At 71.5% G+C, this 15,101-nt stretch carries 10 protein-coding genes; 8 read left to right on the top strand and 2 right to left on the bottom strand.

The window, feature by feature from the left end; genetic code table 11:
• Positions 1-188 precede the first annotated feature (188 nt).
• Positions 189-2,105, top strand: a complete 1,917-nt coding sequence (locus ACFVXA_RS21015) for a DAK2 domain-containing protein (RefSeq protein ID WP_390025985.1) — start codon at positions 189-191, stop codon at positions 2,103-2,105.
• A gap of 63 nt (positions 2,106-2,168) precedes the next feature.
• Here the strand turns inward: ACFVXA_RS21015 and ACFVXA_RS21010 are convergent, their stop codons facing one another.
• Positions 2,169-5,153 (bottom strand): tetratricopeptide repeat protein, encoded by a 2,985-nt coding sequence (locus ACFVXA_RS21010; protein ID WP_390025983.1) that lies wholly within the window; start codon positions 5,151-5,153, stop codon positions 2,169-2,171.
• Positions 5,150-6,988, bottom strand: a complete 1,839-nt coding sequence (locus ACFVXA_RS21005; RefSeq protein WP_362032144.1) for an HSP90 family protein — start codon at positions 6,986-6,988, stop codon at positions 5,150-5,152. Before ACFVXA_RS21005 ends, ACFVXA_RS21010 begins: the two co-directional genes overlap by 4 nt.
• Before the next feature lie 167 nt (positions 6,989-7,155).
• Here ACFVXA_RS21005 and ACFVXA_RS21000 point away from each other — a divergent pair, with 167 nt between their 5' ends.
• From ACFVXA_RS21000 to rnc, 7 genes are all read left to right on the top strand, one after another.
• The gene (locus ACFVXA_RS21000; RefSeq protein WP_390025981.1) at positions 7,156-10,386 is read left to right on the top strand and encodes a helicase-related protein; all 3,231 of its coding nucleotides are present in this window, start codon (positions 7,156-7,158) and stop codon (positions 10,384-10,386) included.
• A 304-nt stretch (positions 10,387-10,690) separates the two neighbouring features.
• Positions 10,691-11,278: a 16S rRNA (guanine(966)-N(2))-methyltransferase RsmD gene (gene rsmD, locus ACFVXA_RS20995; protein WP_383906341.1), complete on the top strand. Its 588-nt coding sequence runs from the start codon at positions 10,691-10,693 to the stop codon at positions 11,276-11,278.
• A 26-nt stretch (positions 11,279-11,304) separates the two neighbouring features.
• Positions 11,305-11,784 (top strand): pantetheine-phosphate adenylyltransferase, encoded by a 480-nt coding sequence (gene coaD, locus ACFVXA_RS20990; RefSeq protein WP_362032208.1) that lies wholly within the window; start codon positions 11,305-11,307, stop codon positions 11,782-11,784.
• Positions 11,785-11,898: 114 nt separating this feature from the next.
• Positions 11,899-12,975 (top strand): ATP synthase F0 subunit B, encoded by a 1,077-nt coding sequence (locus tag ACFVXA_RS20985; RefSeq protein WP_390025978.1) that lies wholly within the window; start codon positions 11,899-11,901, stop codon positions 12,973-12,975.
• A 171-nt stretch (positions 12,976-13,146) separates the two neighbouring features.
• The gene (locus ACFVXA_RS20980; RefSeq protein WP_362032206.1) at positions 13,147-13,794 is read left to right on the top strand and encodes a YceD family protein; all 648 of its coding nucleotides are present in this window, start codon (positions 13,147-13,149) and stop codon (positions 13,792-13,794) included.
• Positions 13,795-13,796: 2 nt separating this feature from the next.
• A complete protein-coding gene (gene rpmF / locus ACFVXA_RS20975; protein ID WP_006139588.1) occupies positions 13,797-13,970 on the top strand; it encodes a 50S ribosomal protein L32 in 174 nt (57 codons plus the stop codon).
• Positions 13,971-13,989: 19 nt separating this feature from the next.
• Positions 13,990-14,853 (top strand): ribonuclease III, encoded by an 864-nt coding sequence (gene rnc, locus ACFVXA_RS20970; protein ID WP_390025976.1) that lies wholly within the window; start codon positions 13,990-13,992, stop codon positions 14,851-14,853.
• Positions 14,854-15,101 lie beyond the last annotated feature (248 nt).

Genomic DNA, 15,101 nt, shown 5'->3' with positions numbered 1-15,101 from the left:
AGTGGCGGTGCCAGGGGAAGGCCCGATCAGATCGGGCAACTGGAGCAGCATACAACGACTGCGTCCGGAGAACGAAACTACCATGGCTGCCCCGGGGCCCGCCCCGGCCCTCCTCGGGACCCCCTACCGCCAGTAACCCGTCCTGGGTCTACGCTGCGTCCCACGTCCAGCAGCTCAAGGAGGCGCAGGTGCCGCAGGTGCCGCAGACATTGGATGCTCTCGCGGTGCGCACCTGGTGCGGGCTCGCGCTGGAGGCGCTGGGACGGGCGCGCGAAGAGATCGACGCGATCAATGTCTACCCGGTGGCCGACGGCGACACCGGCACGAATCTGTATCTGACGGTGGAGTCGGCCGCGGCGGCGGTCGAGGCGGTTTTCGCGGGCTACGAGACGGTGGCCGAGGCGGGCGGCGACCGCCCTGCCTCCGACCGCCCGGCCTCCGACGGCACCTTCACCGACAGCACCTTCACCGACAGCACCTTCACCGACGGCTACGAGAGCGCGGTCGTCACGGGCGACGAGGGTGCGGCCGCCGTGAGTCACGACGCCTCGCCCCTGGGTGCCGGGACCCGGCGGCCCACTCTCGCCGACGCCGTGCAGGCGATGGCGCACGGGGCGCTGATCGGGGCCCGTGGCAACTCCGGGACGATCCTCGCGCAGCTGCTGCGCGGCATGGCGCAGGTGCTCGCCACCGACAGTGAGACGGCTCACACCGACGGTCAGGGCCTGCGGCTCGCCCTGCGGCGGGCAGCCGACTCCGCGCGTCAGGCGGTCGCCCACCCCGTCGAGGGCACGGTGCTCACGGTCGCATCGGCCGCCGCCGACGCCGCGACCGGCGCCGAGGGCGACTGCGGCGTGGTCGCGCGCGCGGCGTACGAGGGGGCGCGGGCAGCGCTCCTCGCGACCCCCGGGCAACTGGCCGTCCTCGAACGCGCCGGTGTGGTCGACGCGGGCGGGCGGGGCCTGGTGGCGGTGCTGGCGGCGCTGGTGCAGACGTTCACGGGGGAGGCGCCGGGGGCCCTGACGGTTCCTGTGGAGGCCCACGCGCGCGTGCACGAATCGGTGACGCACGTCACCGGCGTCGGTGACGTGGATACGGATGAGTGTTCCGCAGGGCGTTCCGATGCCCATCCCGACGGGTGTTCCGATGTGTGCGTCGACGGGGCGCCGGAGGGAAGTGGCCCCGCCTTCGAGGTCATCTATCTGCTGGAGGCGGAGGACGCCGCCGTGGCCCGGCTGCGGGACCGGCTCGACGGCTTCGGTGACTCGCTCGTGGTGGTCGGCGGGGACGGTCTGTGGAACGTCCATGTGCATGTGGACGACGCGGGCGCGGCCGTCGAGGCGGGCATCGAGGCCGGTCGGCCGTACCGGATCAGGATCACCCACTTCGGGCTGGGGGACGTCCACACGGGCGGCACGGCGGGGCGGCCGCCCCGGGAGCGGGCGCAGCGGGCCGTCGTGGCCGTCGTGCCCGGCGAGGGCCTGGCCGGGCTGTACACGGAGGCCGGGGCGACCGTCGTGCTCGCGCGACCCGGGGAGCCGCCCGCCAGCGGGGAGCTCGTCGAGGCCGTACGGCGGGCCCACGCGCGCGAGGTGGTGCTGCTGCCGAACGACGCGGACCTGCGCCACACGGCGGCCGCGGCTGCCGAGCAGGCACGCGCGGAGGGCGTCCGGGCCGCGCTGATCCCCACCCGGTCCGCCGTCCAGGGCATCGCCGCGCTCGCCGTGCACGAGCCTGAGCGCCGCTTCGACGAGGACGTCGTCGCCATGACCTCGGCGGCCGGCGCCACCCGCTACGCCGAGGTCGCCGTCGCCGAGCGGCAGTCCTGGACCATGGCCGGCATCTGCCAGGCCGGTGACGTCCTCGGCCTCATCGACGGCGATGTCGCCGTCATCGGTTCCGACCTCACCGCCACCGCCGAAACCGTCCTCGACCGCATGCTCGCCGCCGGCGGCGAAATGGTCACCCTCGTCGTCGGCGACGACGCCCCCGACGCCGTCGCCGCCCATCTCGAGTCCCGGGTCCGGGAGTCGTACCTGGCGGTGGACACGGTGGTGTACCGGGGCGGGCGCCAGGGGGCGTTGCTGCTGATCGGGGTGGAGTAGCCGCTTTCACCCCGTCGGAGAGGGGGAGGGTCGGTAGGGGCGAGAACCGCCGGCCGGCCCCTGTCACCCTTCCGTCCGCGCCCCCGCCACCCTCAGCATGTTCTCCGCCTCGGCCCGCCGCGCCTCCACGGTTTCCCCCGCCGAGCCCGCGTAGGCGGACAGCACCGCACGCGCGCGTGCGATGGCCTCGGCGGGGTGGCCCAGATCGGCCTCCAGCCACCCGGCGGCAAGCTCGGCTCCGGTCCGGGCGTCGAGGGCGTCGTCACCGAGGGAGCCGAATACGGAGACCGCCCGCGTGATGTGGGCCAAGGCCTCCTCGAGCGCGGCCCGGGCGGACGCCTCCTCCGCGTCGTCGGAAACGGAACGCGCCACAAGGTCCCCGAACTGACGGTAGGTGTGCCCGAGTTCGGCGACGAGGCGCCGGCGAGCGTCTTCGTCCTCCGTCGCGCCGGCCGCCGAGCCCGGCGCGACGGAGGCGACCGCCGACTCGCACTCCCGCACCGCCACCCCCATCAACTCCCGGGCCCCGTCGACCCCCACGTCCGTGGCGACCGCGGCCCACGCCCGGGCCCGCAGCGACCGGACCAGCCCATGGACGTTGCCGAGGGCGCGCCAGAGGTCGCCGGCACGCGCGTACGCCTGGTCGGCCTGGGCGGTCAGCCCGGCCCGCCCGAGGGCCTCGGCCGCGAGATGGGCGAGCATGGCGTGGTCGCGCTGTTCGGGCCACTGCCGGGCGATGTCCGCGGCGCGCAGCCAGTGCTCCGCGGCCTCGCGGTGCTCGCCGAGTTCGGTGAGACAGTCACCGAGCCACCACCGCGTCTGCACGATCCCACCGTCGCCGTGCATCTCGGCGGTCAGATCGGGCAGCGCCGACTCCAGCACCTCGGCCGCCTCCGCCCACCGCCCCTGACGGAGCAGGAAACCGCCCAGCTGATGCCGGGCCCAGGCGCCGAGCGTGGCGGCCTCGCCCGCCTCGTCGGCCCAGTGCGCGGCCTCCAGGGCGTGCTCCGCGGCGGGCCGGGGCTGCCCAGCGGTGCCGAGGATCTCGGCGAGCTGCAGGTGCAGCTGGGCCTGGCCCATCGGCGCCAGGTACGACCCTCCGTGCTCCAGCGCCGCGCGTGCCGCCCGTTCCGCCGCGTCCGTGTCGCCGAGACGCAGGGCGATCCCGGCGAGCCGGGAGTCGTACTCGACGGCGAACCACGGCAGCCCGGCCGCCACGAACGTCTTCACGGCCTGCGTGAGCAGTTCCACGGCCGCCTCGGCGTCCCCGGAACGCGCCGCCAGCTCCCCGAGCATCGCCTGCGCCTCCGCGGCCCGCGAGGCCAACGCCACGTCGTCCCCGATGTGGGGCTCGGCAAGCGCCAGCAACTCCCGCGCGGCCCGCGCGGCAGCGGCCGTCACGTCGCCGCCCGCCGGGGCCGAGCCGGCCTCCGCCTCACCCGCGGCTTCATCCACCCGGTGCATCAAGACGCGCGCCTGCCCGACCAGCACGGACGCCGTCTGGGGCACCCCTGTCCCGCCCTCCGCGAAGAGGGCGAGGGCCTTCTCGTACAGTTCCGCGGTGGTCGCCAGGGCCTCCTCGGTGCCGCCGGACAGGGCGAGGACGTACGCGGCGCGGGCGCGGGCCGCGAGCGCCTCGCCGGGGTCGCCCGCCTCCGCGTACAACTCGGCGGCGCGATGAAAGAGTTCGCCCCCCTCCGGGCCGCGGCCCATCGCCGCGTGATCGGCGATCTCCGCGCGGTCGCGCACCTCCAGCTCGTGTCCCTCGGCGGCGGCCGAGACCGCGGCCCACGCCTCGACGGCGTCCGGGCTCCGGAGCGCCGAGAGTCGCCGGGCCTCGGCGAGCAGCGTGGACAGGTCCGGAGCGGCGGCCTGCGCGAGGGCGGGTGCCTGGGGCGCCCGCGCCGGCGCGGAATGCACGATGTGCGCCGGGCGCGCGGAGCGCACGCCCAGCGGCAGCCGGTCCACGAGCGCCGGCTGATCCATCCGCGCGCGGGCGCGTTCGCTCACGTACGACGTGCCGTTGCGCGCGTCGAAGCGCGCGGCCAGCGCCAGCGCCTGCCCGCGCGCGTGGACAGCGAGTTCCCCCGCGGTCCACACGCGCCCGGCAGGACCGGGCACCGTCTGTTCGCCGAGCCCGAGGGCGGTCAGGCGGTCCATCAGGAGGGTCACCACCGCCATGAAGTCCAGCTTGCTGCGCGGGTCCCCGGAGTCCGTGAAATAGGCGGGCCGCTCCGCGAGCAGCTCCAGAGCGCGCGCCTCGTTGCCGGAGAGCGCGCAGAACTCCACGTGGTCCGCGTACGCGCCGCGCATGCTCTCCATGGGGCGCACCAGCCGGAAGCCCCGCAGGTGATGGGCGCGCGCCTCGTCCAGCCGGCCCAGGCGCAGCAGGGGGAGCAGGGAGGACGCCAGGACGGTGTGCGGCTCGTGGGCGCAGCTGTACTCGCCCTCCAGGACCGGGCGCCACAGTTCCAGCGCCTCCGCGTCGGCCTCGCGCACCGCCCGCCACCACCCCTGGCTGTGCAGCTCACAGGCGTGGCAGTCGGCCATGGTGTCCCGGTCGGCGGCCAGCCAGGCGGTGTACGCCCGCTCGGCGCGCTCCAGGTCGCCCAGGTGGGCGGCGACGCTGAACTCGGCGCCGCGCACGGCCCGCTCGGAGTGGCCGGCCAGCCGGTAGCGGTGCTCCATCTCGCCGAGCCACTTCTCTATGGAGGTGAGCGGGATGTGCGGCTGGTCGAGCATTCCGGCGGACATCCACTTGAAGACCCAGTGCAGGGAGTGGATCTCGTACTCGTCGAAGTCCTCGGGGCGCTCGTCCCACATGCGCAGCAGGCGCGCGAAGGGGACGAACATCTTGTCCTTCTCGGAGCTGTAGTTGTAGACCTTCAGCTGGTGTCCGAGCGCCTCGATCACGGCGAGCGGGATGTTCAGCTTCTCGGCCTCGACGAGCAGTTGCTCCGCGCGCGCGTTGCGGGCGGGCCCCTCCGGCCGCTCGTAGTTGTCCGCCATCGCCTGGCGCAGGGTGTCGAAGTCCATGGCCTGGCTCATCGGCGGTCGTCCTTCCCGGGGTCGGTGTGCGTGGCCCACTCCAGGAGGCCGATGAACGACCGATTGAGGAGCGCGGAGTCGGCCGGCCGCAGCGGGCGCTGGGCCATCAGCAGGGCCTGCCCGTAGAGGGACTCCGTGGCGGTGCCGATGAGCTCCGGGTCGCTGAGTGAACTGATCCTTCGGATCAGCGGGTTGAGGTGGTTGAGCACCAGGCGTGCGCGGGGGGCGCTGCCGCGCAGCGAGCCGAGGATGCCCGCCCACAGGTCGTCGGCCTGTTCCTCGGCCTCCGCCCGGGCCTGCTCGTGGCGGGCGGCCCGGTCGTCCAGGTGCAGCGCCGGGACCGACAGCGGGTGGAAGGCGCGCAGGACCACATCGCAGCCCAGGGGGTCGAGTTTCGCCCGAGCGGCCGCCAGGAAGGCCGACAGGGCTAGCTCCTCGGCCGGGTCGACCGAGTCCAGGTGCGCCGTCACGGTGTCGGCGTCCAGCTCCGAGACGACCGTCCCCGGCCGCACCGTCGGCAACGCCTCGACCAGCTCGCTGTCGTACGTGTAGCCGCCGTTGATCACCCCGACGCCCTGCGCGGAGGCGATCGGCGCGACCTGCCGGTACTCCTCCACGGTCCGCGTGAAGTGCACCACCGGGTGCCGCTGCGCGAACTCCTCCAGGGACAGCCGCCCGTCGGTCGTCTCGAAGGGCAGCCACGGCAGCATCGTGCGCAGCATCTCCTTGTCGTGCCGCGCCAGGGACTTCACGCCCAGGTGGTGGACGGACAGGAAGGCGGCCAGCCGCTCCGGATCGCCCGCAGCGAGTCCGGTCAGCCAGGAGCGGATGCGCTCACCCAGTGCCTCCCGTACGGCCGCGAGGGTCTCGTCCTCGTACAGCGACTCCCGTGACGCGGTGGGCCGCAGGCTGTCCGTGTCGAGGACGCAGCGCACGAAGAACGCCCAGTCGGGCAGCAGCTGTTCGGCCCGCTCGGTGAGCAGCATGCCCTTCAGGTGCACACGGTGGCTCGCGCGCTGGGCCGGACTGACCGCGGACGGCAGGACGTACGCCACGCCCCGGATCCCGGCGAGCGGCACGTCCAGGTCGATCGAGTCCAGCGGCGTGAACCCGAACAGCTCATGGCAGTGCCGCGCCAGGGCCACCCTTCGGCCGGCCGGGCTCGGATACGCGCGGTCCCAGGGCGCCGGAAGGTCCGCGATCGCCTCGTCGCCGACGCGCACGTCGTAGGGCAGCAGTGACCCGAAGTCCCGTGCCAGCGACCGGACCCGCTCCTCGCTCAGCCACTCGCCGGCCCCGGCGCGCGCCACCAGGTGCACGGTGGTGCCCGGCTCGGGGCGCGCCTCGTGCGGCAGCGTGCGCACGGTGTACGAGCCGTCGTCGGCCGCCGTCCACTCCACGGGCGCCGCGTCGGGCGTCCGCGCGCTGCGGCTGACCACCCGGATGCGCTCGGCGACGACGAAACACGCCAGCAACCCGATGCCGAACTGCCCCAGGAAGTCGGAACGCGCCGACTCCAGACCGTCGTTCCGCTTGGAGCTGCGGCCGATGGTGGCGAGAAGGTTGTGCACGTCGGACTCGGTGAGCCCCACGCCGGAGTCCTCCACCCGCAGGGCGCCGCCCTCGGCGTACAGGCGCACGGTGGCCGGGGCATGCGGCTGCTCGGCCCGTCGCGCGGTGATCGCGTCCACGGCGTTCTGCAGCAGCTCGCGCAGATAGACCTTGGGGCTGGAGTAGAGGTGATGGGAGAGCAGGTCCACCAAACCGCGCAGGTCGACCTGGAACGTATGAGGTGACTGAGGTGCCTGTGATGGCTGTGAAGTCTGGGAGTCCATCGTCGCTGCGCCGGTGGGTGGGGGGACGGGCGACGGCGCGGGGTCGGGCGGTCCCGGAAGGCGGTGACCGCGAAGAGGGCCGGAGCGCGCCATCCTAGGCCCGGAACGACCCGCCTGACCAGCGGATTTCCAGGACGTATACGGCAATGTCAGTGCCGTGGTGTGCAATGGATCTCGTGCCCGTGCTCGAAGAACCACTGAAGAAGGTGCTCGGTCCCGCCACCGCGAAGGTGATGGACGAGCACCTCGGCCTGTACACCGTCGGCGACCTGCTGCACCACTATCCCCGCAGATACGAGGAGCGCGGGCAGCTCACCCACCTCGCCGACCTCCCCATGGACGAGCATGTGACGGTGGTCGCCCAGGTCGCCGACGCGCGCCTGCTCACCTTCGCCTCCTCCAGGGCGCCCCGCGGCAAGGGCCAGCGCCTCGAGGTGACCATCACGGACGGCAGCGGCCGCCTCCAGCTGGTCTTCTTCGGCAACGGCGTGCACAAGCCCCACAAGGACCTCCTGCCCGGCACGCGCGCGATGTTCTCCGGCAAGGTCTCCGTCTTCAACCACCGCCTCCAGCTGGCCCATCCGGCGTACGAGCTGCTGCGCGGCGACAGCGACGACGCCGCCGAGACCGTCGACTCCTGGGCGGGCGCCCTCATCCCGATCTACCCGGCCACCGCCAAGCTGGAGTCCTGGAAGATCGCGAAATCCGTGCAGACGGTGCTGCCGAGTGCCCTGGAGGCCGTCGACCCCCTCCCGGACTCCCTCCGGGACGGCCGCGGCCTGGTCGCCCTGCCCGAGGCCCTCCTCAAGATCCACCGCCCGCACACCAAGGCGGACATCCACGACGCCCGCGCCCGCCTCAAGTGGGACGAGGCCTTCGTCCTCCAGGTCGCCCTGGCCCGCCGCCGCTACGCCGACGCCCAGCTCCCGGCCGTGGCCCGCACCCCCAAGCCGGACGGCCTGCTCAGCGCCTTCGACGCCAAGCTGCCCTTCACCCTCACCGAGGGCCAGCAGAAGGTCTCCAAGGAGATCTTCGACGACCTCGCGACCGAGCACCCGATGCACCGACTGCTCCAGGGAGAGGTGGGCTCGGGCAAGGCTCAGCCCCTTGACTCGACGGTACTGACACCCGCGGGTTTCCGGCGGATGGGAGACCTGCGGGAGGGCGACGAGGTTGTCGTGCCCGACGGCGAGATCGCACTGATCGACGGGGTCTTCCCCCAGGGAGAGCGTGATGTCTGGCGCATGGTTCTCTCCGACGGAAGTTCCGTGGAGTGTGACGACGAGCACCTCTGGATCGTCGGCACGAGTGGCGGGTGGCATCGTGGCCAGACGCCCAAGACGATGACCACCAGGGAGATCCGTCTCGACATGTTCAAGGCGAACGGATCGCCCAAGTGGTACGTCCCCGCCGCGACTCCCGTCGATCTGGGACAGGATGCCGGGTTGCCACTTGATCCCTACCTCTTCGGGCTGCTGTTGGGTGACGGTTCATTCCGGCACGATCTGCGTCTTTCGACGATCGATGACGAGATCCGCGACGCGGTGGCGAGCGCAGTCGCGCCGGACTGCCGGCTGGTTCCGGTGACTGGATCCCGCTGCGACTACACGATCCAGTCGAAGGAGCGCTCTGGAGGTGCCCGGAATCCTGTCATCCAGGCACTGCGGGATCTGGACCTGTGGGCAACGACGTCCCACGGCAAGTTCATCCCCGAGGACTTCAAGAACACGTCGATCAAGAACCGTCTCGCTCTCCTTCAGGGGCTGCTGGACACTGACGGCACGGTGCACAAGGACGGGCTGGGCATCTCCCTCTGTTCTGCCTCGCTCAGGCTCGCGGAGGACGTCGCGTGGCTCGTGCGCTCACTGGGCGGACGAGCTCGGGTGCTGCCCAAGAAGGCCGCCTTCAACGTCTCGGTGGCACTTCCTGCCGAATACGCGCCCTTCAGGCTGTCCCGTAAGGCTGATCGGGTCTGCCCCCGCCCGAAATACGACACATTCCGACGAGGCATTCGGGCTGTGGAGTACGTGGGCCGCAAACCGGTCCAGTGCATCAGCGTCGCTCACCCGAGCCACGCCTACGTCACCGACAACTTCACTGTCACCCACAACACCATGGTCGCCCTGCGCGCCATGCTCACCGTCGTCGACGCGGGCGGACAGGCCGCGATGCTCGCGCCCACCGAGGTGCTCGCCCAGCAGCACCATCGGTCGATCACGGAAATGATGGGGGAGTTGGCCGAGGGCGGCATGCTCGGCGGGGCCGAGCACTCCACCAAGGTCGTGCTGCTCACCGGGTCCATGGGCGCGGCCGCCCGGAGGCAGGCGCTGCTGGACCTGGTCACCGGCGAGGCCGGGATCGTCATCGGCACGCACGCGCTGATCGAGGACAAGGTGCAGTTCCACGACCTGGGCCTGGTCGTCGTCGACGAGCAGCACCGCTTCGGAGTCGAGCAGCGCGACGCCCTGCGCGGCAAGGGCAAGCAGCCCCCACACCTCCTGGTCATGACCGCCACGCCCATTCCACGCACCGTGGCCATGACCGTCTTCGGCGACCTGGAGACCTCCGTCCTCGACCAGCTCCCCGCCGGACGCTCACCGATCGCCAGCCATGTCGTCCCGGCCGCGGACAAGCCCCACTTCCTCACGCGCGCGTGGGAGCGCGTGCGCGAGGAAGTGGAGAACGGCCATCAGGCGTACGTCGTCTGCCCCCGTATCGGGGACGAGGAGGACGACCCGAAGAAGGCCGGCAAGAAGAAGTCCCCCGAGGACGAGGCCGAGAAGCGGCCGCCCCTCGCCGTCCTCGACGTCGCCGACCAGCTCGCCAAGGGCCCTCTCCAGGGCCTCAAGGTCGAAGTCCTGCACGGCCGTATGCAGCCCGACGACAAGGACGCCGTCATGCGCCGCTTCGCCGCGGGCGAGACCGACGTCCTCGTCGCGACCACCGTCATCGAGGTCGGGGTGAACGTGCCGAATGCCACGGCGATGGTGATCATGGACGCCGACCGGTTCGGCGTATCGCAGCTGCACCAGCTGCGCGGCCGCGTCGGCCGTGGCTCGGCGGCCGGCCTCTGCCTCCTGGTCAGCGAGATGCCGGAGGCCGGCCCGGCACGCCAGCGGCTGAACGCGGTGGCGTCCACACTCGACGGCTTCGAGCTCTCCCGCATCGATCTCGAACAGCGCCGCGAGGGCGACGTCCTCGGCCAGGCCCAGTCCGGCGTTCGCTCCTCGCTGCGGATGCTCGCCGTCATCGAAGACGAGGAGATCATCGCCGAGGCCCGCGAGGAGGCGGCCGCGGTCGTCGCCGCCGACCCCGAGCTCACCGCCCTCCCCGGCCTGCGCACCGCCCTGGACGCCCTGCTCGACGAGGAGCGCGAGCAGTACCTGGACAAGGGATGAGACCCGAGCCGTGCCTGAACAGGGAGTGAGACCCGAGCCGTACCTGGACAGGGAGTGAGACCCGAGCCGTACCTGGACAAGGGATGAGAGCCGCGAGCAGAACCCCGAGCCGTACCTGGACAAGCGGTGAGAGCCGCGAGCAGTACCGGACAAGGACTGAGAACCGCGACCAGACGACATCCGGGCGCAGCTGAGGGGAATCCCCGGAGCGGCAGAAAGCGTGACCCGGGCCGGGGCTGAAACGCGCGACCCCGGCGGGGGCTGAGAGACTGAGCCCGACACACACCCACCGCAAAGGACCCTCATGACCCGCGTGATCGCCGGCCGGGCCGGCGGACGCCGTCTGGCCGTCCCGCCGGGCACCGGCACCCGGCCCACCTCCGACCGCGCGCGCGAGGGCCTCTTCTCCACCTGGCAGTCGCTGCTCGGCGGCCCGCTGCGGGGGGAGCGCGTGCTCGACCTGTACGCCGGTTCGGGCGCCGTCGGTCTGGAGGCGCTCAGCCGCGGCGCCGGACACACCCTGCTCGTCGAGGCCGACGCCCGCGCGGCCAAGGTCATCCGCGAGAACGTGAAGTCGCTGGGCCTGCCCGGCGCCGAGGTCAGATCGGGCAAAGCGGAGCAGATCATCCGGACGGCGGCCCCGACAGCACCGTACGACCTGGTCTTCCTCGACCCGCCGTACGCCGTCTCGGACGACGATCTTCGCGAGATTCTGCTCACACTACGGGCAGGGGGCTGGCTGGCGGACGAAGCGCTCGTCACCGTGGAGCGCAGCACCAGAGGCGGCGAATTCGGATGGCCGGACGGTTTCGAAGGGGTCAGGGCCCGTCGTTACGGCGAGGGAACGTTTTGGTACGGTCGCGCCGCCTCTACGTGCGAAGACGCACGATGACCGCACCGGAGAGCGAGGGACCACAGTTGCGCCGCGCCGTCTGTCCGGGGTCATTCGACCCCATCACCAATGGACACCTCGACATCATCGCCCGCGCCTCCAGGCTCTACGACGTCGTGCACGTCGTGGTGATGATCAATCAGGCGAAGAAGGGCCTGTTCACCGTCGACGAGCGGATCGAGCTGATCCGCGAGGTCACCGCCGAGTTCGGCAATGTCCAGGTGGAGGCCTACCACGGCCTGCTCGTCGACTTCTGCAAGCAGCGCGACATCCCCGCCATCGTCAAGGGCCTGCGCGCCGTCAGCGACTTCGACTACGAACTCCAGATGGCCCAGATGAACAACGGCCTCTCGGGCGTCGAAACGCTGTTCATCCCGACCAGCCCCACCTACAGCTTCCTCTCCTCCTCGCTGGTCAAGGAGGTCGCGACCTGGGGCGGGGACATCTCGCACCTGGTCCCGCCGGTGGTCCTCGAAGCCCTCAAGGACCGGCTCGGCAAGACCTGAGCCGCCGGGGCCCGGGACGCTGACAGACCGTCACCCGGTGTCGGGCGGGGCAGGAGTGGTCGTACAGTCGATCCGTCCGTCTCCATCACAGCTGTAGAGAGTGGCGAGCACACGGTGGACGTGCAGAAGAAGCTCGATGAGATCGTCGCGGCGGTCGGCAGCGCCCGGTCCATGCCCATGTCCGCCTCGTGCGTGGTCAACCGCGCCGAGCTGCTCTCGATGCTCGAAGAGGTGCGCCAGGCGCTGCCCGGCTCGCTGGCCCAGGCGCAGGAGCTGATCGGCGGCCGCGAGGAAATGGTCGAGCAGGCCCGTCAGGAGGCGGAGCGGATCATCCAGTCCGCGCACGCCGAGCGCGGCTCGCTGATCTCCGACACCGAGGTCGCCCGCCGCTCCCAGAACGAGGCGGACCGCATCCTCGCCGAAGCCCGCTCGGAGGCCGAGGAGATCCGCGCCGAGGCCGACGACTACGTCGACTCCAAGCTCGCCAACTTCGAGGTCGTCCTCACCAAGACCCTCGGCTCCGTCGGCCGCGGCCGCGAGAAGCTCCTCGGCACCGGTCCCGGCGTCGACGAGCAGGGGTACGAGGACGAGGACGCCCCCGAGCGCAGCCACGACCCGGAGACCCTGCGCCGCAACGCCGACGACTACGTCGACGTGAAGCTCGGCGCCTTCGAGGCCGTCCTCGCCAAGACCCTGGAGGCCGTCGGCCGCGGCCGGCAGAAGCTGCACGGCCGGATCGCCAGCGACGACCTCGGTGACCTGAGCGCCTTCGCGGACGACGGTGCGGCCGCCCAGCAGACCAGCGACGCCGACTACCTGGCGGGGCTCGCCGACCTCTCGGAAGCCCCGGGACAGCCCGCCCAGACCCCGGAGGTGCCGGCCCAGCCGTCCTACGGGCAGCAGCAGGAGGCCTACGCGTACCAGCAGCAGGCCGACCCGTACGGGTACCAGCAGCAGTACGTCCAGCAGGACGCGTACGGCTACCAGCAGGCCGACCCCTACGCCGCCTACCCGCAGCAGGGCTACGACCAGCAGCCGGCGTACGACCAGAGCCAGCAGCAGGCCTACGGGCAGCAGACGCACGCTCTGGACCCCGGGGCGCACGCCCTCGACGAGACCAGCCTCTTCGACACCGGCATGATCAGCGCGGAGCAGCTGCGCGCGTACGAACAGGGGCGCGGCGGGCACTGAGGCGGCGCCCGAGGGCGGTGCGGCGCACCGGATTGGGCCGAGAGCGAAAGGTCCAGTATCCTGGCTCTTCGGTCGCGCGTACGTCCGCGATCAACGCTGCCCACGGAGCACCACACGGAACACCAGGGGCAGTGTCCCCTCGAGTTTCGAAGATCGAAAGCAGGAACGGCTCTGAACACCCGCCTCGACCACCGCAACCCTCTCGTGTTCGACACGCACGAGGTGGGGCGGCGTCCTGGCGCTTTGCAGCGCTTGACCCGCACGATCGACGCCCCTCAGGATCTCGGGATCCAGGGAGTCATCGGAGTGCCGGAAGGCGCCCCGGTGGAGCTCGAACTCCGCCTTGAGTCGGTCATGGAAGGGGTGCTTGTCACAGGCACCGCCCGTGCGCTGGCCAAGGGGGAGTGCGTAAGGTGTCTGGAGCCGCTCGAGCAGGAGCTCGAAGCGGAATTCCAGGAGATGTTCTCGTACCCTGACGCCGATGACCGGGGCCGCCCCAAGGCGGAGCCGGCCGACGACGCCGAGGAAGACGAGGACAGGCTCTTCCTCGAGGACGGCCTGTTCGACCTCGAATCCGTGCTGCGTGATGCGGTGGTGCTCGCACTGCCGATGCAGCCGGTGTGCCAGGACGACTGCCCCGGCCTGTGCTCCGAGTGCGGAGCCCGGCTCGCGGACGACCCGGTCCACCACCATGACGCCGTCGACATCCGTTGGGCGGCACTGCAGGGACTCGCCGGTTCACTCGAAGATGGCGAGAAGGACGAGATGAGCGGCGGCGCGCTTCCATCAGCGCACGCCGACGAGAAGCAGGAGAAGTAGCCGTGGCTGTTCCGAAGCGGAAGATGTCGCGCAGCAACACGCGCCACCGCCGGTCGCAGTGGAAGGCTGCGGTCCCCACCCTGGTTGCGTGCGAGCGCTGCCACGAGCCCAAGCTGCAGCACATCGCGTGCCCCGCTTGCGGCACCTATAACAAGCGCCAGGTCCTCGAGGTCTGAGCGGCTGGTGAGAGGTCTGATGTCTGACGCCAAGGCGGACTCAAACGCCAAGAATAAGGCGGACAACACAGCCTCGTCCCACACGCTTCTGGAAGGGCGGCTCGGGTACAAGCTCGAGTCCGCCCTTCTGGTGCGTGCGCTGACCCACCGTTCCTACGCGTACGAGAACGGCGGTCTGCCGACCAACGAGCGCCTGGAGTTCCTCGGGGACTCCGTGCTCGGCCTCGTGGTCACGGACACGCTGTACCGCACCCACCCCGACCTCCCAGAAGGCCAGTTGGCCAAGCTGCGGGCCGCGGTGGTCAACTCGCGTGCGCTGGCGGAGGTGGGCCGCGGCCTCGAACTCGGCTCCTTCATCCGGCTCGGCCGGGGCGAGGAAGGCACGGGAGGCCGGGACAAGGCGTCCATCCTCGCCGACACCCTTGAAGCGGTGATCGGTGCGGTCTATCTCGACCAGGGTCTGGACGCGGCGGGCGAGCTCGTCCACCGGCTCTTCGACCCGCTGATCGAGAAGTCATCGAATCTCGGTGCCGGCCTGGACTGGAAGACCAGTCTCCAGGAGCTCACCGCGACCGAGGGGCTCGGGGTTCCCGAGTACCTGGTCTCGGAGACCGGCCCGGACCACGAGAAGACCTTTACTGCTGCCGCCCGCGTCGGAGGCGTCTCGTACGGCACCGGCACCGGCCGCAGCAAGAAGGAAGCGGAGCAGCAGGCCGCGGAGTCCGCGTGGCGTGCGATTCGCGCCGCCGCGGACGAACGCGCGAAGTCGGCCCAGGCCGCCGAGCAGGTGGCTCAGGCCGCTGAAAAGGCGGCCCAGGCCAAGGTCGCCGAGGGGTCCGCCGACACCCCCTCGGCACCGACGAGCGACCCGGCCACGGCCTGATTCCTTCGTCACCGAGGTATCGAGGTACTGAAGCAGCAGCGAGGTACCGAGGTACTGAAGTAGCACCAGCGAAGTACCGGACCCCGCCGCAGCGCACCCGCGCCGCGGCGGGGTCCGTGCGTGAACGCGCCGCTTGAAGGGCGCTCGTGGAGGCTGAAGCCGGTGCCGTCCCGGTCCGCGGTCAGACCCTCCGAAGGCGGGCCGACCGGGCTCTGTCGACGGCGAGGCGGGCCCTGTCGACCGCGCGG

The organism is Streptomyces sp. NPDC058246 (assembly GCF_042881985.1).
Lineage (GTDB): Bacteria > Actinomycetota > Actinomycetes > Streptomycetales > Streptomycetaceae > Streptomyces.
This window is presented reverse-complemented; position numbering and strand designations above follow the sequence as displayed.

Excerpts from the sequence above, each read along its gene's own strand:
- ACFVXA_RS21010 (WP_390025983.1), bottom strand. The coding sequence starts at position 5,153 with ATGAGCCAGGCCATGGACTTCGACACCCTGCGCCAGGCGATGGCGGAC.
- ACFVXA_RS21005 (WP_362032144.1), bottom strand. The coding sequence starts at position 6,988 with ATGGACTCCCAGACTTCACAGCCATCACAGGCACCTCAGTCACCTCAT.
- ACFVXA_RS21000 (WP_390025981.1), top strand. The coding sequence starts at position 7,156 with ATGGATCTCGTGCCCGTGCTCGAAGAACCACTGAAGAAGGTGCTCGGT.
- rsmD (WP_383906341.1), top strand. The coding sequence starts at position 10,691 with ATGACCCGCGTGATCGCCGGCCGGGCCGGCGGACGCCGTCTGGCCGTC.
- rnc (WP_390025976.1), top strand. The coding sequence starts at position 13,990 with ATGTCTGACGCCAAGGCGGACTCAAACGCCAAGAATAAGGCGGACAAC.